The sequence below is a fragment of the Bacillus aerolatus genome (genome assembly GCF_009183655.1).
GTDB classification, from domain to species: domain Bacteria; phylum Bacillota; class Bacilli; order Bacillales; family Domibacillaceae; genus Pseudobacillus; species Pseudobacillus aerolatus.
The window spans coordinates 21640-42413 of the sequence record NZ_WEIO01000015.1 but is presented as its reverse complement, the minus strand read 5'-3'; the positions used below and the strand labels follow the sequence as shown (position 1 = coordinate 42413).

The 20774-nt window shown below is 43.1% G+C and carries 19 protein-coding genes; all 19 read left to right on the top strand.

The window, feature by feature from the left end:
- Positions 1 to 193: 193 nt before the first annotated feature.
- The 19 genes from metG (at position 194) to F9802_RS17965 (ending at position 20767) form a co-directional block, all read left to right on the top strand.
- On the top strand, positions 194 to 2197 hold the full coding sequence (gene metG, locus F9802_RS18055; RefSeq protein WP_152154472.1) for a methionine--tRNA ligase: 2004 nt from the start codon (positions 194 to 196) through the stop codon (positions 2195 to 2197).
- Between the two features lie 89 nt (positions 2198 to 2286).
- Complete coding sequence (locus tag F9802_RS18050; protein WP_152154470.1) at positions 2287 to 3057, top strand: TatD family hydrolase; 771 nt, start codon at positions 2287 to 2289, stop codon at positions 3055 to 3057.
- Between the two features lie 7 nt (positions 3058 to 3064).
- Positions 3065 to 3622: a ribonuclease M5 gene (gene rnmV, locus F9802_RS18045; protein WP_152154468.1), complete on the top strand. Its 558-nt coding sequence runs from the start codon at positions 3065 to 3067 to the stop codon at positions 3620 to 3622.
- Positions 3619 to 4494, top strand: a complete 876-nt coding sequence (gene rsmA / locus F9802_RS18040; RefSeq protein ID WP_152154466.1) for a 16S rRNA (adenine(1518)-N(6)/adenine(1519)-N(6))-dimethyltransferase RsmA — start codon at positions 3619 to 3621, stop codon at positions 4492 to 4494. Before rnmV ends, rsmA begins: the two co-directional genes overlap by 4 nt.
- A 272-nt stretch (positions 4495 to 4766) precedes the next feature.
- Positions 4767 to 5645 carry a sporulation peptidase YabG gene (gene yabG, locus F9802_RS18035; protein ID WP_152154497.1) on the top strand — a complete coding sequence of 293 codons (879 nt, stop codon included), beginning with the start codon at positions 4767 to 4769 and terminating at the stop codon, positions 5643 to 5645.
- Between the two features lie 183 nt (positions 5646 to 5828).
- Positions 5829 to 6083, top strand: coding sequence for a biofilm formation stimulator Veg (gene veg / locus F9802_RS18030; RefSeq protein ID WP_049666021.1), 255 nt, complete (start codon positions 5829 to 5831; stop codon positions 6081 to 6083).
- Positions 6084 to 6619: 536 nt separating this feature from the next.
- Positions 6620 to 6796 (top strand): small, acid-soluble spore protein, alpha/beta type, encoded by a 177-nt coding sequence (locus F9802_RS18025; protein ID WP_152154464.1) that lies wholly within the window; start codon positions 6620 to 6622, stop codon positions 6794 to 6796.
- Between the two features lie 169 nt (positions 6797 to 6965).
- Positions 6966 to 7835 (top strand): 4-(cytidine 5'-diphospho)-2-C-methyl-D-erythritol kinase, encoded by an 870-nt coding sequence (gene ispE, locus F9802_RS18020; protein WP_152154462.1) that lies wholly within the window; start codon positions 6966 to 6968, stop codon positions 7833 to 7835.
- A 67-nt stretch (positions 7836 to 7902) separates the two neighbouring features.
- Positions 7903 to 8736, top strand: coding sequence for a pur operon repressor (gene purR, locus F9802_RS18015; protein ID WP_152154459.1), 834 nt, complete (start codon positions 7903 to 7905; stop codon positions 8734 to 8736).
- A gap of 12 nt (positions 8737 to 8748) precedes the next feature.
- Positions 8749 to 9123, top strand: a complete 375-nt coding sequence (locus F9802_RS18010; protein ID WP_152154457.1) for a RidA family protein — start codon at positions 8749 to 8751, stop codon at positions 9121 to 9123.
- A gap of 492 nt (positions 9124 to 9615) precedes the next feature.
- Positions 9616 to 9909 carry a septation regulator SpoVG gene (spoVG, locus tag F9802_RS18005; protein ID WP_041101893.1) on the top strand — a complete coding sequence of 98 codons (294 nt, stop codon included), beginning with the start codon at positions 9616 to 9618 and terminating at the stop codon, positions 9907 to 9909.
- Positions 9910 to 10240: 331 nt separating this feature from the next.
- Positions 10241 to 11614, top strand: a complete 1374-nt coding sequence (glmU, locus tag F9802_RS18000) for a bifunctional UDP-N-acetylglucosamine diphosphorylase/glucosamine-1-phosphate N-acetyltransferase GlmU (protein ID WP_152154455.1) — start codon at positions 10241 to 10243, stop codon at positions 11612 to 11614.
- A 16-nt stretch (positions 11615 to 11630) separates the two neighbouring features.
- Complete coding sequence (locus F9802_RS17995; RefSeq protein WP_152154453.1) at positions 11631 to 12590, top strand: ribose-phosphate diphosphokinase; 960 nt, start codon at positions 11631 to 11633, stop codon at positions 12588 to 12590.
- Between the two features lie 242 nt (positions 12591 to 12832).
- Positions 12833 to 13456: a 50S ribosomal protein L25/general stress protein Ctc gene (locus F9802_RS17990; RefSeq protein WP_152154451.1), complete on the top strand. Its 624-nt coding sequence runs from the start codon at positions 12833 to 12835 to the stop codon at positions 13454 to 13456.
- 158 nt (positions 13457 to 13614) lie between these two features.
- Positions 13615 to 14181, top strand: coding sequence for an aminoacyl-tRNA hydrolase (gene pth, locus F9802_RS17985; RefSeq protein WP_152154449.1), 567 nt, complete (start codon positions 13615 to 13617; stop codon positions 14179 to 14181).
- 68 nt (positions 14182 to 14249) lie between these two features.
- Positions 14250 to 14480, top strand: a complete 231-nt coding sequence (locus F9802_RS17980; protein WP_152154447.1) for an anti-sigma-F factor Fin family protein — start codon at positions 14250 to 14252, stop codon at positions 14478 to 14480.
- 111 nt (positions 14481 to 14591) lie between these two features.
- Entirely contained in the window at positions 14592 to 18107 is a 3516-nt protein-coding gene (mfd, locus tag F9802_RS17975) for a transcription-repair coupling factor (protein WP_152154445.1), read from the top strand.
- 171 nt (positions 18108 to 18278) lie between these two features.
- On the top strand, positions 18279 to 18815 hold the full coding sequence (gene spoVT, locus F9802_RS17970; RefSeq protein ID WP_152154443.1) for a stage V sporulation protein T: 537 nt from the start codon (positions 18279 to 18281) through the stop codon (positions 18813 to 18815).
- Positions 18816 to 19180: 365 nt separating this feature from the next.
- Positions 19181 to 20767 (top strand): putative polysaccharide biosynthesis protein, encoded by a 1587-nt coding sequence (locus F9802_RS17965; protein WP_152154441.1) that lies wholly within the window; start codon positions 19181 to 19183, stop codon positions 20765 to 20767.
- The last annotated feature ends 7 nt before the right edge of the window (positions 20768 to 20774 follow it).

Here is a 20774-nt window from a genome sequence, read left to right as displayed (position 1 = left end):
TGTTAAAATGACGACAGACGATAGAGTTTAATATTTACAATTGCCGCCGAATAAGAGAAAATAAAGGAAGTGGCTCTTCCGCCGCAAGCTATGTATATTTCTTTTATATAAAAGTAATAATGTCAATAAAATTTAGTATTGAGTGCCCAGTAAGGGTAATGTAATGGTGTAAAAGAAAGCTCTCAACCGTCGGGTGAGGGCTTTTCTACATAAGAATCAGCTTCTCAAGGAGGTTTATGAATTGAACAATCAAAAGAAAACATTTTATTTAACAACGCCTATTTATTATCCGAGTGGAAATCTTCATATTGGACATGCTTATACAACGGTGGCAGGCGATGCGATGGCGCGCTATAAAAGGCTGCGCGGATTCGATGTCATGTATTTAACAGGAACAGATGAACACGGGCAAAAGATTCAGCGAAAAGCAGAAGAAACGGGCGTGACTCCGCAAGAATATGTCGATAACATCGTCTCAGGCATTCAGGAACTGTGGAACAAGCTGGATATCTCTTATGATGATTTTATCCGAACGACAGAAACCCGTCATAAAGATATTGTTGGGAAAATCTTCAAACAACTGTTAGACCAAGGCGATATTTACCTTGATGAATATGAAGGATGGTATTGTACACCTTGTGAATCTTTCTTTACGGAACGTCAATTGGAAAACGGCAATTGTCCCGACTGCGGCCGTCCTGTGGAAAAAGTAAAAGAGCAATCATATTTCTTTAAAATGAGTAAATATGCGGATCGTTTGCTCAAGTTTTATGAAGAAAACCCGGAATTTATTCAACCGGAATCCCGCAAAAATGAAATGATCAATAACTTCATTAAGCCGGGATTGGAAGACTTAGCTGTATCACGGACCACATTTGACTGGGGTGTGAAAGTACCGGGCGATCCGAAGCACGTCATTTACGTTTGGATTGATGCCTTATCCAATTATATTACTGCTCTCGGTTATGGAACAGATCATGATGAGAAGTACCAAAAGTACTGGCCGGCAAATGTACATCTCGTTGGCAAGGAAATTGTCCGTTTCCACACAATTTACTGGCCGATTATGCTGATGGCGCTTGATTTGCCGCTTCCTAAAAAAGTATTTGCGCACGGCTGGCTGCTTATGAAAGACGGAAAAATGTCGAAATCAAAAGGGAACGTCGTAGATCCGGTCACGTTAATTGACCGTTACGGGCTAGATGCTCTCCGTTACTACTTACTTCGCGAAGTGCCTTTCGGTTCGGACGGTGTGTTCACGCCGGAAGGATTTGTCGAGCGTATTAACTATGATTTGGCCAACGACTTAGGCAACTTGCTCAATCGGACAGTTGCGATGGTCAATAAATATTTTGACGGAGTCATCCCTGCTTACAATGGCTCAAAAGGGGAATTCGACGAACAGCTTCTTCAAATGAATACGGACGTTGTAGAACAATATGAAGAAGCAATGGAAAAAATGGAATTTTCCGTTGCGCTGTCGGCCGTCTGGCAGCTTGTCAGCCGCACGAACAAATATATAGACGAAACGCAGCCATGGGTACTAGCTAAAGCGGAAGAAAAAGATAAACTCGGTGACGTAATGGTTCACCTGGCAGACTCATTAAGAAGAACGGCTGTCCTTTTACAGCCATTTTTGACACAAACACCGAAGAAGATTTTTGAACAGCTTAATATTCAAGATGAACACTTGAAATCATGGGATAGCCTGGCGCAGTTCGGCGCGATAAAAGAAGGCACAGCTGTCGTCAAAAAAGGAGAGCCGATTTTCCCTCGTCTTGATATGGGAGAAGAGATTGCTTATATTAAAGAAAAAATGCAAGGGGCTCCGGCGAAAGAAGAAAAGCAAGAAGAGTCAAAAGTAGAGCTTGCAGAAGAAATAACAATTGATGATTTTATGAATGTTGATTTGCGTTCAGCGACTGTTATTGCAGCAGAGCCAGTGAAAAAAGCGGACAAACTATTAAAGCTCCAGCTGGATCTGGGCTTTGAAAAACGCCAAGTTGTTTCGGGCATCGCCGAGTTTTACAAACCGGAAGAGCTCATTGGGCGCAAAGTGATTGTTGTCGCCAACTTAAAGCCGGTTAAATTACGGGGAGAGCTGTCGCAAGGCATGATTCTTGCCGGAAAAGCAGATGGTGTTTTATCATTGGCAAGTGTTGATGAAAGCTTGCCAAACGGATCACGGATTAAATAAATTAGTTGATTGAAAAACATAGAATGTTTCACGTGGAACAATAATTCGACGGGAACGTCTATGTTTTTCTTTTAGAAAGGGTGAACAATTTGTTATTTGATACACACGTGCATTTAAACGCCGAACAATATAATGATGATATCGATGAGGTAATTGAACGGGCAAAAGAAGCGGGCGTGAGCAATATGGTCGTTGTTGGATTTGACCGTCCAACCATTCATAAAGCGCTGGATCTCATTGAAATGCATGATTTTTTATATGCAAGTGTCGGCTGGCATCCAGTGGATGCTATCGATATGACTGACGATGACCTACTCTTGCTTGAAGAGCTGGCGGAGCATCCGAAAGTAGTGGCGTTAGGAGAAATGGGGCTTGACTACCACTGGGATAAGTCACCAAAAGACATTCAAAAAGAAGTATTCCGAAAGCAAATTCAGTTGGCTAAAAAAGTAAAGCTCCCTATTATCATTCATAACAGAGAAGCTACACAAGACATTGTTGATATATTAAAAGAAGAAGACGCTGAAGAGGTGGGGGGAATTATGCATTGCTTTAGCGGCAGCGTTGAAACAGCCCGCGAATGCATAGATATGAACTTTTATATTTCTCTCGGCGGTCCTGTCACGTTCAAAAATGCCAAAAAGCCGAAAGAAGTGGCAGCAGACATTCCGCTCGAAAAGCTGCTTATTGAAACGGACTGCCCTTATTTGGCACCTCATCCTTACCGCGGCAAGCGCAATGAACCTGCTTATGTAAAATTGGTTGCTGAACAAATCGCCGAACTGAAGGGCCTCTCCTACGAAGAAGTGGCACAATCTACAACTGAAAATGCCCGGAAGCTTTTTAAACTTGAGCGGTGAGTGACAAATGAAAATTAAAGAAATTATTGTCGTTGAAGGCAAAGATGATACAACAGCCATTAAAAGAGCAGTAGAGGCTGATACGATAGAAACGAATGGATCGGCTGTTTCACCGGCTGCCATCGAGAGAATCAAGCTGGCACATGAAAAAAGGGGAGTGATCGTGTTCACAGATCCGGACTATCCGGGTGAGCGGATCAGGCATATCGTTTCCCGGCACGTGCCAGACTGTAAGCACGCTTTTTTACCGAAGCATGAAGCGATAGAGAAAAGAGGCAGAGGAGTTGGCGTCGAACACGCATCAATAAAAGCCATTAGACAAGCCTTAAAAGACGCGCAGCTTGTAGAAATAGAAGCGGTGGAGCAAATTACGAAAGAGGATCTTGTTGATGCTGGATTAATTGGTGGAGCGAAAGCAAAAGAAAGAAGAGAAAAGCTCGGCGAAAAGCTGAGAATTGGCTATACGAACGGCAAGCAGCTGTATAAGCGGCTGTTAATGTTCCAAATTACAAAAGAACAGTTTGCACACGCTTTAAAAGAGGTTTTACAGGAGGAAAAAAAATGAAAGACATTGCAACTCCTACGCGAACGAAAGAGATTTTACAAAAATACGGTTTTTCTTTCAAAAAAAGCTTAGGACAAAACTTTTTAATTGACCCGAATATATTGCGCAGAATTACTGACACAGCCGAGTTGACGAAAGACACTGGTGCCATTGAAATTGGTCCGGGAATTGGAGCGCTCACGGAGCACTTGGCCCGGACAGCCGGAAAAGTAGTCGCTTTTGAAATTGATCAGCGGCTCTTGCCGATTTTGGCAGATACGCTTTCACCTTATGATAATGTAAACATCATTCATGAAGATGTATTGAAAGCGGATGTGGCCCAAATTGTTGAACAGGAATTTGTAGAACTTGACAATTTGATGGTCGTGGCCAATTTGCCTTATTACGTCACTACGCCGATCATTATGAAACTGCTTGAAGAAGGGGTACCTTTTAAAGGAATTGTCGTCATGCTTCAAAAAGAAGTGGCTGACCGCATCTCCGCACGCCCTGGTACGAAAGAATACGGTTCGCTGTCGATTGCCATTCAATATTACATGGAAGCGGAAACCGCTTTTATTGTGCCAAAAACGGTCTTTATGCCGCAGCCAAACGTGGACTCCGCTGTTATTAAATTATTGCGAAGAGAACATCCGGCTGTCGAAGTTGATAATGAAAAATTCTTTTTTACCGTCACGCGTTCTTCATTCGCCCAGCGCCGGAAAACGATTTTAAATAACTTAACGAATCAGCTGCCTGAAGGCAAAGCAAAAAAAGACTCCATCCTTGAAGCGCTCAGCAAGGCAAATATTGATCCTTCAAGAAGGGGCGAATCGCTCTCACTAGAAGAATTCGCCCGTCTCGCTAATGCACTTTATCCTGCTTTCGGCTAAAAGTATCCGCCCAGATGATTTCGGGCGGATATTTTTATTGTTATAACTGATGTTCATCACTTTAGGTGATTTGCTCACGGAAATGGGCCGGTGATCACAAAGTGAAAGGTTTAATCACGCATTTAGCTGGTTATTCGACAATTTGCTGGATTTGTTCATTAATTCACAAGTTGTTTAAGGAAATCATTTTATTTGCCGGCAATTATTATTCCCCAATGATCGCTTCGCTGCATAGGATAGGTAGAAGAGTAAATAGCAACGGGGATGATCACATGGTGATTCGTATTCAATCGATTGTCAGTCGCCCATCTTATGGAAATGATATTTTGTTCCGGGTAATGGATATCCAAGAGACAACAGAAGGGAAGATAGCGATTTTATCAGGGGAAGATTATCGGCTGATTGCAGATGCCCCATTCTCGGATTTGTTAGAAGTGGATCCTAGTCGGCGGGAGCGGATGACTCGTGCAACAAAAGCGCGCGAGGAACAATCACTGCACTTATTCAGGCAAGAGTTGGAATTGATAAAAGAAAGGCAAGAGTATCGGGCGACGAAATGCTACAGGGTTGAAAATGATGTATTTCAAATACCAGGCAGAGTGCTGCACATGGATGGCGATTCAAATTATTTAAAAAAGTGCTTGGCTGCTTATGAGAAAATCGGTCTTCCGGTCTACGGGGTGCATTGTCTTGAAGAAGAAATGCCAAAGAAAATATTGACTTTAATTGACGAGTATCGACCGGATATATTAGTGATTACCGGACATGACTCTTATTCTAAAGCAAAAGGGAGCAAATCGGATATAGGGGCGTACCGCCATTCCAAATATTTTGTTCAAACGGTGCGTCTGGCGAGAAAAAAAGTTCCCCATCTCGATCAGCTCGTGATTTTTGCAGGGGCATGCCAATCTCATTTTGAGTCGCTCATCCGGGCGGGGGCCAACTTTGCAAGCTCCCCATTCCGCGTCAACATCCATGCATTGGACCCTGTATATATTTCATCGAAGATTGGCTTTACTCCGTTTAATGAGCTCATAGATGTCCGCGAGGTGCTTAGAAATACACTGACCGGTGACAAAGGGCTTGGAGGAATTGAAACGAAAGGAGTGCTCAGGCTGGGCATGCCTTTTCAGCAACCTGAAGAAGAATGAAGAACGCCGGGAATATATTGTCATGGTTATTGAAATATTGGGTACGCTAAGAATATGATGAAAAAAGCAGGTTTTTGTAAAATAAAAAACGTTGACAAAAGGGGGTATTGGTTGATAAAATATTTTATTTATTTGACTTGCTATTTGAATCATGTTATTATAGAGATAGTGAGGTGGAAGCGGATGCCAAAAACATTAGCCGACATTAAAAAGTCTCTTGATTCAAATTTAGGAAAAAGACTCCTGTTGAAAGCTAACGGAGGACGCCGGAAAACAATTGAGCGGTCCGGGGTTTTAGCTGAGACGTATCAGGCAGTCTTTGTAGTAGAACTGGATCAAGATGAGAACGCGTTCGAAAGAGTGTCATACAGTTATGCAGATGTGTTGACAGAAACAGTAGAATTAACATTTGAAGATGCAGCAGGAAGCGCAGTTTAATTTGGCGGTAAACATTATTGTTTACTGCTTTTTGTATTTTTAGGAAGCTACAAAATAATCTTGTTGTGGATTACTTTGTAAATAGCCAGCTCCAGCGCCTAGCTCCTCGAGGTCAAATAACCTTTCACCAATGAAGTCAAAAAGCGGACTTCTTTATAGAAAAGCGGAGCCGACTGCTCTGGGGCGACAAGCATATGACAGGCTGACGAAATGGCGTTTTTCAGCCATGCAGTCAGACTGGCATATGACCTCGAGCCCCAAGGAGGCGCAGCTGGACATGGGTGAAAGAACATTTGCTTGTCGGAGCTGACCAAGGCGCCTGCGCTTTTGTTGCCGTCTAGCTCCGAGCACCATCGGCTCGAGGTCATAAGCCAATCCGTCCAGAAGGTTAAAGAACAACCTTCTAGCCGGCTCGTCTTATGCTTGTCGCCGATAAGCGGGTGCTCTGCGCTTTTGTTGTATTCCCTTCATTTTCCGCTAATCGTTTTAGAAGAGCTGGTTAAGCTATAAGTGCGGCGGCAAAAGGAGGACAACAAATGGGCAGAAGACGAGGAATAATGTCTGACCAATTGAAAGAAGAGCTTGCGAAAGAGTTAGGATTTTATGAAACAGTTCAAAGAGAAGGATGGGGCGGAATTACGACCCGAGATGCCGGCAACATGGTTAAGCGTGCAATTGAACTTGCAGAAAACCAGCTCGCAAACAAGCGCTGACGCTTTATGTAACTTCTAATGACAAGCCGCCAAAGAACCGGAACTTCTTCCGGTTCTTTTTTTCTTTTTAAATAGAAAATTCTATGATGGGACACCATATTGACAAATCGTATTCGACTTTATGATAAAATAAGCTAAACTGTAATGTGCACAAAGTAGGTGGCCTATTGTGAAGATAATGATGAAAGCACCGGCGAAAATTAATTTGACACTCGATGTTCTGCATAAACGAGCTGACGGTTATCATGAAGTAGAAATGATCATGACGACAGTGGATTTAGCAGACCGGATTGAGCTGGAGCCGCTCTCGAAAGATGAAATTAAAATTATATCCCATAATCGCTTCGTTCCTGACGACAGCCGCAATTTAGCTTTCCAGGCAGCGAGGCTGTTAAAGGAAAGGCACGGCATCCGCTCAGGCGTTGCGATTGGCATTGAAAAAGTTATCCCTGTAGCTGCAGGTTTGGCCGGTGGGAGCAGTGATGCCGCAGCTACATTAAAAGGCTTAAACCGATTGTGGAATCTCGGATTAAGCCTCGATGAACTAGCCAAACTCGGTTCAGAAATCGGCTCGGATGTGTCTTTTTGTGTATATGGCGGGACAGCTCTTGCGAAAGGGAGAGGAGAAAAAGTACAGCGTCTTCCCGCTCCGCCTAATTGCTGGGTTGTCCTAGCCAAGCCGACGATCGGCGTTTCTACAGCCGAAGTATATAAAAACTTGAAAATTGATGGGCTTCGTCATCCGAATACAAAAGCAATGGTGGAAGCAATTGAAACAAAAGATTATGCTAACATGTGCGGACATCTTGGAAATGTGTTGGAGTCCGTCACATTAAAGCTTTATCCGGAAGTTGCTCAAATTAAAGAGCAGATGGAGCGGTTTGGAGCAGATGCAGTACTCATGAGCGGCAGCGGCCCAACTGTTTTTGGACTCATTCAGCATGACTCCAGAATGAATAGGGTTTATAATGGATTAAGGGGATTTTGTGATCAAGTATATGCAGTTCGTCTTTTGGGAGAGGGAGTTTCTGTTGATTGAATCCGTATATTAAGATATATTTAAAATTAAATATTCGGATGTACTCCTTGGGAGGGTAGAAACAATCATGAAATTTCGTCGTAGTGAACGGTTAATTGATATGACGCATTATTTATTAGAGCACCCGCAGCAGCTCGTTTCCCTGACCTTCTTTGCTGAACGGTACGGATCGGCCAAGTCGTCCATTAGTGAAGACTTAGCTATCGTAAAAGAAACATTTGAACAGCGCGGAATCGGTACGCTGCAAACGGTCCCCGGAGCAGCCGGCGGTGTCAAATATTTTTCCAAAGTCAGTGAAAAAGAAGCACGGAAATTTATTGATAATCTTTGTGAGCAAATTGAAAAGCCGGAGAGGCTGCTGCCGGGTGGTTATTTGTACATGATGGATTTACTTGGTCATCCGCAAGTGCTTCACCAGGTAGGCAAGCTGCTTGCCTCGGCTTACGCAGGAATGGAAATTGATGCAATTATGACAGTGGCAACGAAAGGGATCCCTATCGCCCATGCGATCGCTTCGCACTTAAATGTCCCGGTCGTCGTTGTCCGCAGAGACAGCAAGGTAACAGAAGGGCCGACTGTCAGCATTAATTACGTTTCTGGTTCTACGAAGCGGATACAGGCAATGGTGCTGGCAAAACGCAGCTTGAAAGAAGGCTCCAAAGTGCTGCTCGTTGATGATTTTATGAAAGCAGGCGGCACAATTAACGGGATGATTAGTTTGCTGGCTGAGTTTAACGCTTCCGTGGCAGGGATTGCCGTTTTAGTGGAAGCGGAGCATGATGAAGAAAGACTTGTGGAAGATTACATATCCCTCGTTAAGTTGCAGGATGTGAATGTTCGTACACCCGCTATTTCAGTAGTGGAAGGAAATTATTTCTCAAAAAATATTCATTTTTCATAAGGGGAGATTAACATGAGAACAGTATCGACTAATCAAGCACCGGCCGCTATTGGCCCATATTCACAAGGAATGATCGTAAATAACTTATTTTACAGCTCAGGTCAAATCCCGCTGACGGCGGAAGGAGAATTAACAGGCGGGGATGTAACAGAACAAACTCATCAAGTGTTTAAAAACCTTCAAGCCGTTTTAACTGAAGCTGGTGCTTCGCTTGATACAGTAGTAAAAGCAACTGTCTTTATTGCTGACATGGAAGAATTTGCAGCAGTAAATGAAGTGTACAGCCAATACTTTGGAGAGCACAAACCAGCACGCTCTTGCGTGGAAGTATCAAGACTGCCTAAAGACGTAAAAGTAGAAATCGAAGTAATTGCACTCGTGAAATAATCACGAGTGTTTTTTTGTTTAGGAAATTATAAATCTCTTGATTTACGGATAAATTTGCTATTTGAGTGAGTCTGTGTCTAGCTCTGCCTCCTTGAGGCTCGAGGTCATATGCCAATCTGGCTGTGCGGCAAAAAGTGCCGCTTCGCCAGATTGTCATATGCTTGTCGCTCCAAGACAGTCGGCTCCGCTTTTCATACGTCCAGCTCCAGCGTCTAGCCCCTCGAAGTCAAATAACCTTACCTCAATGAAGTCAAAAAGCAGACTTCTTTATAGAAAAGCGGAAGGCGCTCGGTCAGCGCAATAGCGGATTTATAGCTCTCGACGAGGAGTCGTTCTTTGACTCCGACAGAGAGAGCGAAATCAGCGTACGCGTTTGCGCTTTTGTTTTGGGAAAATAAAATAACTTTTTTTTGAAAAAAAGAAGGAATATTTGAAATATTATTGAATAAGTAGTTTAGGCTTTCTATATAGGGGAAAAAAGGGGTGAACAGAATGGAAGTAACTGATGTGAGATTAAGACGCGTAAATACGGATGGCCGAATGAGAGCGATTGCTTCAATTACATTGGACAATGAATTTGTTATCCACGATATTCGTGTAATAGACGGAAACAACGGATTATTCGTGGCGATGCCGAGCAAGCGGACGCCAGATGGCGAGTTTCGCGATATTGCCCATCCAATCAACTCCAACACACGCGGTAAAATCCAAGATGCTGTTTTAGCTGAGTATCACCGTCTAGGGGAATTGGAAGAAGTGGAACTAGAAGAAGCAGGAGCTTCATAAGTTTAATCGCAACAAGAGCCTACTTCAAATGTATGGCTCTTTTTTCATTGCTTAAGAAACTACAAAATAATCGCATGGTGGATAACTTCGCTGATGGAGCATGTCTACAGCAAGCGTAAGCACCCAGCCCCTGCAGCCGGACATTGATGAAAGAACATTTTAATCAAAGCGCTTGCGCTTTTATTCATTCTGTCCCCCCCTCTTGTTAACTTCTATCTCGCTAACTACTCCTTTCTTCTTGACAATAATTTGTCGTTTTTTTAGCTGTCTTGAAATGGAAGCCCTTTTAAGATATATTCAATAAGGACAAAAAGTTATAGGGGGACCCTCAATGACGAATATTTATGCTGTCATTCTTGCAGCAGGCAAAGGCACGCGCATGAAGTCAAAGCTTTACAAAGTGCTGCATCCTGTGTGCGGTAAACCGATGGTAGAACATGTGATTGATCAAATATCTGATTTACATACAACAGAAATTGTTACAATTGTCGGCCACGGAGCAGAAGAAGTGAAAGGCTACCTAGGCGGCAAAAGTGAATTTGCTTTGCAGCAGGAGCAGCTTGGCACTGCTCATGCCGTCATGCAGGCGGAAGGTAATCTTGGAGAAAAAGAAGGCTGTACGCTCGTTGTATGCGGCGATACACCACTCATTAAATCATCTACGATGGAAGCGCTTGTGAACTATCACCAGGAACAGCAGGCGAAAGCAACTATTTTAACGGCTTACACAGAATTGCCGGATGGCTATGGCCGGATTATTCGCAATGAAATGGGAATGGTCGAAAAGATCGTCGAGCATAAAGATGCAACGAATGAAGAACGTCAAGTAAAAGAAATCAATACAGGCACTTACTGTTTCGATAACCGTTACTTGTTCGAAACCTTAAAAAAAGTATCGAACGACAATGCGCAAGGTGAATATTATTTGCCGGATGTCATTGAAATTTTGAAAAAAGCTGGAGAAAAAGTGGCTGCCTATCAAACAGAAGACTTTAGTGAAACACTCGGCGTTAATGACCGCGTGGCATTGAGCCAAGCGGAAAAAATTATGCGTGAGCGCATCAATGAAAAGCATATGCGCAGCGGTGTTACATTAATCAGTCCGGAAAATACGTTTATTGGCCCTGACGTAGTTATTGGTTCAGACACAGTGATTTATCCGGGAACAGTTTTGGCTGGAAGTACGTCGGTCGGCACGGACTGTGAAGTAGGACCGAACAGCGAAATCAGCAACTGCCAAATCGGTGATGGTACATCTATCCGCCATTCTGTTGCTGCTGACAGTGAAATCGGTTCCCGCGTTGCTATTGGACCATTTGCTCATATCCGCCCGGCTTCTAACATCGGTGATGAAGTAAAGATCGGTAATTTTGTTGAAATTAAGAAAGCCATCTTTGGCAAAGGCAGCAAAGCCTCACATTTAAGTTACATTGGCGATGCAGAAGTGGGAAGCGGCGTCAATATCGGCTGCGGTTCGATTACAGTGAATTATGATGGGAAAAATAAATTTTTAACGAAAATTGAAGACGATGCATTTATAGGCTGCAACTCCAATCTTGTCGCTCCTGTTACAGTAGGAAAAGGAGCATATGTTGCAGCAGGCTCCACTATTACAACTGATGTGCCGGGAGAAGCGTTGTCAATTGCCCGTGCCCGTCAGGTAAATAAAGAAAACTACGTTCAGAAGTTAAATAACAAAAAATAAAAGCGGAGGTCCATCCATGCATAACCAGTATTTAGACCCGAAATTAAAAATATTTTCTCTTAATTCCAACCGTAAGCTTGCTGAAGAAATTTCAGAGATTATTGGCGTGGAATTAGGAAAGTGCTCAGTCAAACAGTTCAGCGACGGAGAAATTCAAATTAATATTGAAGAGAGTATCCGTGGCTGTGATGTGTATGTTGTCCAGTCGACAAGTGCTCCTGTCAACGAAAACTTGATGGAACTGCTTATTATGATTGATGCGCTGAAACGTGCCTCTGCTAAAACGATTAACCTTGTTATTCCTTATTACGGTTATGCACGCCAGGACCGCAAAGCCCGCGCCCGTGAACCAATTACAGCGAAGCTTGTAGCAAACTTACTGGAAACTGCGGGAGCAACCCGCGTCATTATGCTTGATTTGCATGCGCCGCAAATTCAAGGGTTCTTTGATATGCCAATCGATCATTTAATGGGTGTGCGGATTTTATCCGATTATTTTAAAGAAAAGAATTTCTGCGGTGATGACGTTGTTATCGTATCCCCTGACCACGGTGGAGTGACGCGTGCGCGTAAAATGGCTGAGCGCTTAAAAGCACCAATCGCGATCATTGATAAGCGTCGTCCAAGACCAAACGTAGCGGAAGTGATGAGCATCGTTGGAAATATTGAGGGAAAAACTGCGATTTTGATTGATGATATTATCGATACAGCTGGCACGATTACACTTGCCGCTAATGCCCTCGTTGAAAACGGAGCGAAAGAAGTGTATGCCTGCTGTACACATCCAGTATTATCAGGTCCGGCAATCGAACGCATTGAAAACTCTAATATTAAAGAACTTGTCGTCACTAACTCCATTGCCCTGCCACAAGAGAAAAAAATCGATAAGGTTGTAGAACTGTCCGTAGCTCCTTTAATCAGCGAAGCGATTATTCGCGTTCATGAAGAGCAATCCGTCAGCACACTATTTGATTAATAGAAAAGCGAAAGCGCCTGTTCTGCCCCGACAAGCAAATGTTCTTTCCCCAAAGAAGTCTGCCCTTTGACTTCATTGGGGGAAGGTTATTTGACCTCGAGGGGCAAGGCGCTGCAGCTAGACAAAGAAAAAGGCCGGTTTCGGCCTTTTTTTCATGTTTAAAGACTAAACAATAAGGGTATACATAATTTAGGACGAAATATATAGACAAAAATTATGATATGGGAAGGTGAGTTTCTCTAATGAGTTCAGTACTTGAAGCAAAAAAACGTGATGGTTTTCAACGGTCAAGCAAAACCCAGCTTCGTGCACAAGGCAATTTTCCTGCTGTGGTGTATGGGAAAGGTGTGGAAGCGGAATCCGTCTTTGTAAATGAAGGCGATTTTTATAAAGTCATCAAAGAAGTGGGCCGCAATGGTGTTATTTCTTTAAACATGGATGGAAAAAAACACAACGTCGTTCTTCACGATTATCAACAGGATCCAATTAAAAATTACATTGTTCATGCTGACTTTTTTGCCGTGGATCTATCTTCGGAGATCACTTCAGCCGTCCGGGTTGACTTGGAAGGAGAAGCACCGGGATCAAAAGAGGGCGGAGTTGTCCAGCAGCCACTGTTTGAGGTTTCTGTTACGGCGAAAGTCAGTGAATTCCCTGAAAATATTACAATAGATATTTCTAACTTAAATATTGGGGACAGTTTATCTGTCGGCGATGTTCGAGGCAACTATTCGTTTACGATCAACCATGAAGATGATGAAATGATCGTCTCTGTTCTTACTCCGCGTGTGGAAGAAGCTGCGGAAGAAGAAAGCAATGCAGAAGCTCCTGTGGCAGAAGACGATAAGAAATCTGAAGCAGAATAAGAATGAATTAAATTATAGAGGCCGGCTCAATTTCTCACTCGAGCTGGCCTCTTTTTTCGCATGAAGAAAGAAAAACGAGAACAATTAAGCGTATAATTTCTCATTCATGTGCGTTATACTTAAACTAACTCATGAAGAAGAAATTTGAGGTGCAAAAAATGAAATTAATCGTTGGTCTTGGCAATCCGGGAGCAAAATACGCGGGCACAAGACATAATATCGGTTTTGATGTAATTGAAGAACTAGCAGAGCGTTTCGGCTCACCGCTGACAGAAGCAAAGCACAAAGGTGTCTATACGACTGTGCGAAAAGGAACGGAAAAAGCCATTTTGCTCAAGCCGCTTACATATATGAATTTATCCGGGGAGAGCATCGGTGAAGTAATGCGCTATTACAATATTGAAGTGGAGGATGTTGTCGTTATTTATGATGACTTGGACTTGCCGGTCGGCAGAATCCGTCTCCGACAAAAAGGCAGTGCAGGCGGCCATAATGGAATTAAGTCGACCATTGCCCATCTTGGCACTCAAAACTTTAACCGTATACGCATCGGGATTGACCGCCCCAATGTGCCTATGAACATCGCCGATTATGTGTTGGGCAAATTTACAATAGACGAGCAGAAAAATATGAAAGAAGTCATTTCAAAGAGTGCAGATGCAGTGGAAGCGTGGCTGGAAAGGCCGTTTCTTGAAGTAATGAATGAGTATAATATACAGCCATGAATAAATGCTTTCTTCTTTGCCTATACTAACGTTAACATAATAGAAGTTGGCAGCGAAGGAGGAAGCACATGTCCATTCATTACGTTTGCCGCCATTGCGGAACGAAAGTCGGGAGCCTCAAACAAACGGTTATATCCACTCGGCAGCTTGGCATTCATGCATTGACGGAGCATGAAAGAACGGAAATGGTTCAATATGACTCTGAAGGAAATATAACCATTACGACAATATGTGAAGATTGCCAGGAGTCTCTTCAAAGAAATCCTGACTTTCACCAATATGATTATTTTATACATTAAAGCAGCTTTGGACAGCGATCCAAAGCATTTTTCTGTTTACATTGCCGGTACAGACAAGCAGAAAAAGAAAGGTTTTGGCTGAATGGACAATATAAGGGGGAGGAAGAAAGCGTGAACAGTTTACAACAGATTCTCTTGCAAAATAACGAGATCCAGTCTATTTTCGATGGCTTGTCGGGGGGGTTAAAAGAGCAGCTGGCTGCAGGTCTTTCGGGGTCATCCCGGGCATTGCTTATTGCTGCTGCTTACGAGAAAACGAACAAGCCAACCGTGGTAGTCACTTACAACTTGCTGCAGGCACAAAAGCTATACGATGACTTGCTGCAGTTTTTAGATGAGCAAGAAGTATATTTATACGCAGCAAATGAATTGATAGCAGCTGAAATCAGTGTTGCCAGCCCTGAATTGCGGGCCCAACGGATTGAAGTATTGAATCATATGGTTCATCAAGCAAAAGGTATTTACATTGTTCCTATTTCTGGACTACGCAAACTGCTGCCGCCGAAAAGTGAATGGGCTAGCTTGCAAAAAACGATTACAACTGGAGAAGAGATTGATCTTGATGAGACGATTAACCAGCTAGTACAAATGGGTTATCAACGTGCGGATATGGTCTATGCACCGGGAGAATTCAGTTTGCGTGGCGGCATTATTGATATTTATCCGCTGACGATGGATCACCCGGTACGTATCGAACTGTTTGATACGGAAGTAGATTCTATTCGAACGTTTTCCATGGAAAATCAGCGGTCGATTGAGAGCAAGACCGTTATTCACATCAGTCCTGTTACGGAAACGCCATATGCCTCAGAACAACTTATGACCTTATCCCAGCGGCTTGAAAAAGCGTTAGAAGCGTCATTGAAAAAAGTGAAGAAGGCAGAAGCGCAGCAGTTGATGAAAGAAAACATCAGTTTTGAAATAGATCGGCTGAAACAAGGTATGCCAATAGAAGGTCTATCCAAGTATACTGCTTTAATGTACGACCAACCTATGAATCTGACCGATTACTTACCGGATGACGGTCTTGTGTTTTTTGATGAAATCAGCCGGATCAGGGAAATGAATGATTCTCTTGAGCAGGAAGAAGCGGAATGGTATACATCCCTGCTGGATGAAGGAAAAATCGTTCATGATGTAAAGCTATCCTATCAATTTTCAGAAGCAGTGACCGCTATTCGCCAGCCGATTATCTATCTTTCCCTGTTTTTACGCCAAGTAGCTCACACGCAGCCAGAGAATATTGTTAATTTTTCTTCTCGGCCTATGCAAGACTTCCACGGACAAATGAACGTGCTTCACACAGAAGTGGAACGTTGGAAAAAGCTTGGCATGACAGTCGTGTTTCTCGGTGAAAATGAAGAGAGGATAACTAAAATCCAACGCATTTTGGCAGACTATGAGATTGAAGCCGCTAGTTCACTAGACAAAAATGTGGTGATTGAACAAGCTGTACAAGTCAGCCGTGGTTCTCTGACAGCTGGGTTTGAATTTCCAGCTTTGAAGCTGGTCATTATTACAGAACAAGAGCTTTTTAATAAAAAGCCGAAAAGAAATAAGCGGCGTCAGAAGTTGTCTAACGCTGAGCGGATTAAAAGCTATTCCGAATTGAAGCCTGGTGACTATGTCGTTCATGTTAACCACGGGATCGGAAAATATTTAGGTATTGAAACGCTTGAAATCAAAGGCGTACACAAAGACTATTTAAATATTAAATATCAGGGAACAGATCAGCTTTACGTGCCGGTTGAGCAAATTGAACTTGTTCAGAAATATGTCGGTTCAGAAGGCAAAGAGCCGAAAGTATACAAATTGGGCGGTAATGAATGGAAGCGAGTGAAGAGCAAAGTTCAATCGTCTGTCCAGGATATTGCTGATGATTTAATTAAGCTTTACGCCGAAAGAGAAGCGGCAAAAGGCTACGCGTTTTCACCGGACGCTGAAATACAGCGGGAATTTGAAGCCGCTTTCCCTTATGAAGAAACGGAAGACCAGCTTCGTTCCATCCAAGAGATCAAGTATGATATGGAAAAAGAACGGCCGATGGACCGTCTGCTTTGTGGAGATGTTGGTTATGGTAAAACAGAAGTAGCCATCCGGGCTGCTTTTAAAGCAATTGCCGATGGGAAGCAAGTGGCATTTCTCGTACCTACAACCATTCTTGCCCAGCAGCATTTCGAAACGATGAGCGAACGTTTTCGTGACTTTCCAATCGAGATTGGGCTGTTAAGCCGTTTTCGTTCACGGAAGCAACAGACAGAAACGATTAAAGGTCTTAAAAGCGGCACAGTGGACATTGTTGTTGGCACACACCGCCTTTTATCGAAAGATATTCAATACAGCGACCTTGGTTTGTTGATTGTCGATGAAGAACAGCGCTTCGGAGTGACACATAAAGAAAAAATTAAACAGCTGAAAACAAATGTCGACGTCTTAACGTTAACGGCAACACCTATTCCGCGAACACTTCACATGTCGATGCTTGGCGTCCGTGATTTGTCAGTAATTGAAACACCGCCGGAAAACCGTTTTCCAGTGCAAACGTATGTGGCAGAGTATAATCCTACTTTAATAAGGGAAGCGATTGAGCGGGAACTTGCCCGGGAAGGACAAGTATTCTACTTATACAACCGTGTAGAAGACATTGAGCGAAAAGCCGATGAAATTGCTATGCTCGTTCCGGATGCCAAAGTGGCATATGCTCACGGCCAAATGACAGAAAGAGAGCTTGAGACTGTCATTTTAAGCTTTTTAGAGGGAGAGTTTGATGTTCTTGTAACAACGACGATTATTGAAACGGGTGTAGACATTCCAAACGTGAATACGTTAATTGTTCATGACGCAGACCGGATGGGATTATCCCAACTGTATCAAATACGTGGGCGTGTCGGCCGCTCTAATCGTGTGGCTTATGCGTATTTTATGTATCGTAAAGACAAAGTACTGTCAGAAGCAGCGGAAAAGCGCCTGCAGGCGATTAAAGAATTTACCGAGCTTGGTTCCGGTTTTAAAATTGCGATGCGTGATTTATCGATCCGCGGGGCGGGAAATTTGCTCGGCTCCCAACAGCACGGTTTTATTGATTCTGTCGGTTTTGATTTATATTCGCAAATGCTGAAAGAAGCGATTGAACAAAAGCAGGGAACGGAAACGAAAGAAACAATTCCGTCGTTTGAAGTAGAAATTTCCATCGATGCTTATATCCCCGATACGTACATTAAAGACAGCCGTCAAAAAATTGAAATGTACAAGCGGTTTAGAAGCATCGAATCACTGGAAGAAGCAGCTGAACTAAAAGAAGAAATGACTGACCGTTTCGGTGATTATCCGCGTGAAGTGGAAGATCTGTTTAAAGTGGCAGAAATGAAAGTATATGCAGCGGCCACGCAGCTTGAACTAATTAAGCAAGAAAAAGATACCGTTTATATATTGATGGGTGAAGAAGGAACGAAGCAAATAGATGGTTCGAAAGTATTCAATGTTTGCAACAAGCACGGCCGGTCGATCGGGCTTGGTATGGACGAGAATAAGCTGAAAATGACGATTGATATTAAAAAAATGTCTATTGATACATGGTTTGCGATTGCTTTTGACATTATTAAAAATTTAGAGCAGGCAAAAAAATAATAGTCATTTTTATCCGGTTTTGTGTGCTGCCATTCAAAAAATTAGAAAAAACTCAACGAAATGTATAGAATTTCCCGGATGAAAGATAATAACAACACAGGGCAGTGACATCGATTTGGCGTCGTTGATTCATTGTCAATTAATCATCTGACGAAAGTGAGGCAGCATAAGATGAAAGCAACTGGTATAGTTCGTCGAATTGACGATTTAGGGCGGGTTGTTATACCGAAGGAAATCCGCCGTACGTTAAGGATAAGAGAAGGAGATCCATTAGAAATCTTTGTGGATCGTGATGGAGAAGTCATTTTAAAAAAATATTCCCCTATTAGTGAACTAGGCGATTTTGCCGAAGAGTATGCAGAGGCATTGAATGACAGCTTAAACAGTGCCGTCTTAATTTGTGACCGCGACGCAATCATTGCTTCGGCGGGAGTATCTAAGAAAGAATATGTAAATAAAAATATCGGCGAATTACTTGAAAAAGCAATGGATGAGCGGCAAAGCGTACTGAATCATCCACAGTCGCAAGTGTCATTAGTAGACGGGCGTGAAGAAAAAATTCAATCTTATACTTTGTCACCAATTATTTCAGGCGGAGATCCGATTGGCGTGGTCGTTATTTTTTCAAGTGACCGTTCTATGGGAGACGTGGAAAAAAAGTCAGCAGAAACGGCTGCCAGCTTTTTAGCAAAACAGATGGACAGCTAACACGGAGAGGAAGCAGAAGAAAAGCTGCTTCCTTTTTTCATTGATAAGGCGCTTGCGCTTTTCTAATTGTTCAGCTACGCCTCCTTGGGGCTCGAGGTCATATGCCAGTCTGACTGTATGGCTGAAAAGCGCCATTTCGTCAGCCTGACACATGCTTGTCGCCCCAAAGCAGTTGGCTCCGCTTTTCTTATGTCCAGCTCCAGCGCCTAGCCCCTCGAGGTCAAATAACCTTTCACCAAGGAAGTCAAAAGACGGACTTCCTTGGTGAAAGAACATTTGCTTGTCGGGGCTGATCAAGGCGCTTGCGCTTTTCTATGTAAATGCATTAAGTTGGTTATAGCTTGTTTAGAAGGGCAGGGTGGTGTATGTTGCCATCAAGGGAAAAGAATTCATTGATGTGGGGAGCAGTCATTTTAACAATGGCGGCTATCTTTGTAAAAATTTTAAGCGCCGTGTACCGTATTCCTTTTCAAAATATAGTTGGAGATGTCGGCTTTTATATTTATCAGCAAGTGTACCCTTTTTACGGTATTGCGGTTGCATTGGCGACATACGGGTTTCCGGTTATTATTTCGAAACTAATAGCAGAGTCAGCAGAGAATCCTCAGCGCAGACAGGAAGTGATTCGCCTTTCTTATTACGTAACCGGCAGCATAAGCGTTTTTCTCTGGGCAGCTGTCTTTTTTGGCTCAAGATGGATATCCAATGTAATGGGCGATTCCTCCTTGCAGCCGCTTCTTCAAATTACGGCTTTTTCTTTTTTGTTTATCCCCTTTTTAACTGTATGGCGCGGAATGTTTCAGGGTGAAGGAAACATGGTGCCGACTGCAATGTCCCAAGCGGTTGAACAGACAGTCCGGGTCGGCGCTATCCTATTGTTCTCCTATTTGCTCATTGAACAAGGGGCTTCTCTTTATGCTGCAGGCACGGGAGCTTTTGCCGGTTCATTAGCCGGCGGCGTGGCCGCAATGGCCGTTTTATTTTATTTTACGCGAAAGAGCGGACCGACCCACAAGGAAAAGCTACGTCTGAGGAATTTGATAAAAACAAAAGAAACAAAGACTCTTTTCATTCAAGGTGCCGCTATTTGCCTTTCCGGTATGGCGATCATCTTGTTTCAGCTTATGGATTCATTGAATTTATATCATGAATTAATTAAAGCGGGTGCTGGTGAATGGGAAGCCAAAATTACTAAAGGTATTTACGATCGCGGACAGCCGCTTTTGCAGCTTGGTACAACAGTAGCCGCTTCACTCGCTTTAACGATCGTCCCGCTAGTTACATCTGCTTATCGCAGAAATTTACGCCAAGAACTGGATAGCTGCATTCAACTTGCGTTAAAAGTAAGTTTTACATTCGGCCTGGCAGCTGCTGCAGGTTTGATAAATATTATGGATGCAGTGAATGCGATGCTGTTTGAAAACAGCGAAGGATCCTTTGTTCTTTCTCTTTTTTGCTCAGCTATTTTATTTGGTTCTCTTACTTTTACACTGTCTGGCATTCTGCAAGGGCTCGGCAATGATTTTATTCCTGCTCTTGCCGTTTTAACGGGTGTTATTTTAAAGTATATTGGAAATATGGTGTTTGTTCCTGCTTTTGGAACAACCGGAGCGGCAGCGGCTACAGTGATAGCATTTTGCTGGATGGTTGTTTTTTTAACAGCTAGTCTCCGGAAAAAATGGAAAACTGCTTTATTAACAAGGGAAACAGCCGGAAAAGCCGTATTTGCCGCTTTGTGTATGACAGCTGCCTTGCAAGTATGGAGGTGGGCGATTGATTACATTTCGTTACCAGTTGCAAATGGGCGGCTGGCGATGGCGGGTATTGCGTTAAGCAGCGTCGTCATCGGAGCGTTTGTTTTTATTTATACGATAGCGAAAGTAAAACTATTCACGGAAGAAGAACTGCATCAAATTCCTTTCGGCAGTAAGTTGAGAAAAAGAGTTAGTTAAATGAAAC

Bases quoted from the DNA above. Each gene is read 5' to 3' on its own strand.
- rnmV (WP_152154468.1), top strand. From the start codon at position 3,065: ATGAAAATTAAAGAAATTATTGTCGTTGAAGGCAAAGATGATACAACA.
- rsmA (WP_152154466.1), top strand. From the start codon at position 3,619: ATGAAAGACATTGCAACTCCTACGCGAACGAAAGAGATTTTACAAAAA.
- yabG (WP_152154497.1), top strand. From the start codon at position 4,767: ATGGTGATTCGTATTCAATCGATTGTCAGTCGCCCATCTTATGGAAAT.
- veg (WP_049666021.1), top strand. From the start codon at position 5,829: ATGCCAAAAACATTAGCCGACATTAAAAAGTCTCTTGATTCAAATTTA.
- F9802_RS18025 (WP_152154464.1), top strand. From the start codon at position 6,620: ATGGGCAGAAGACGAGGAATAATGTCTGACCAATTGAAAGAAGAGCTT.
- purR (WP_152154459.1), top strand. From the start codon at position 7,903: ATGAAATTTCGTCGTAGTGAACGGTTAATTGATATGACGCATTATTTA.
- F9802_RS18010 (WP_152154457.1), top strand. From the start codon at position 8,749: ATGAGAACAGTATCGACTAATCAAGCACCGGCCGCTATTGGCCCATAT.
- spoVG (WP_041101893.1), top strand. From the start codon at position 9,616: ATGGAAGTAACTGATGTGAGATTAAGACGCGTAAATACGGATGGCCGA.
- glmU (WP_152154455.1), top strand. From the start codon at position 10,241: ATGACGAATATTTATGCTGTCATTCTTGCAGCAGGCAAAGGCACGCGC.
- F9802_RS17995 (WP_152154453.1), top strand. From the start codon at position 11,631: ATGCATAACCAGTATTTAGACCCGAAATTAAAAATATTTTCTCTTAAT.
- F9802_RS17990 (WP_152154451.1), top strand. From the start codon at position 12,833: ATGAGTTCAGTACTTGAAGCAAAAAAACGTGATGGTTTTCAACGGTCA.
- pth (WP_152154449.1), top strand. From the start codon at position 13,615: ATGAAATTAATCGTTGGTCTTGGCAATCCGGGAGCAAAATACGCGGGC.
- F9802_RS17980 (WP_152154447.1), top strand. From the start codon at position 14,250: ATGTCCATTCATTACGTTTGCCGCCATTGCGGAACGAAAGTCGGGAGC.
- spoVT (WP_152154443.1), top strand. From the start codon at position 18,279: ATGAAAGCAACTGGTATAGTTCGTCGAATTGACGATTTAGGGCGGGTT.
- F9802_RS17965 (WP_152154441.1), top strand. From the start codon at position 19,181: ATGTTGCCATCAAGGGAAAAGAATTCATTGATGTGGGGAGCAGTCATT.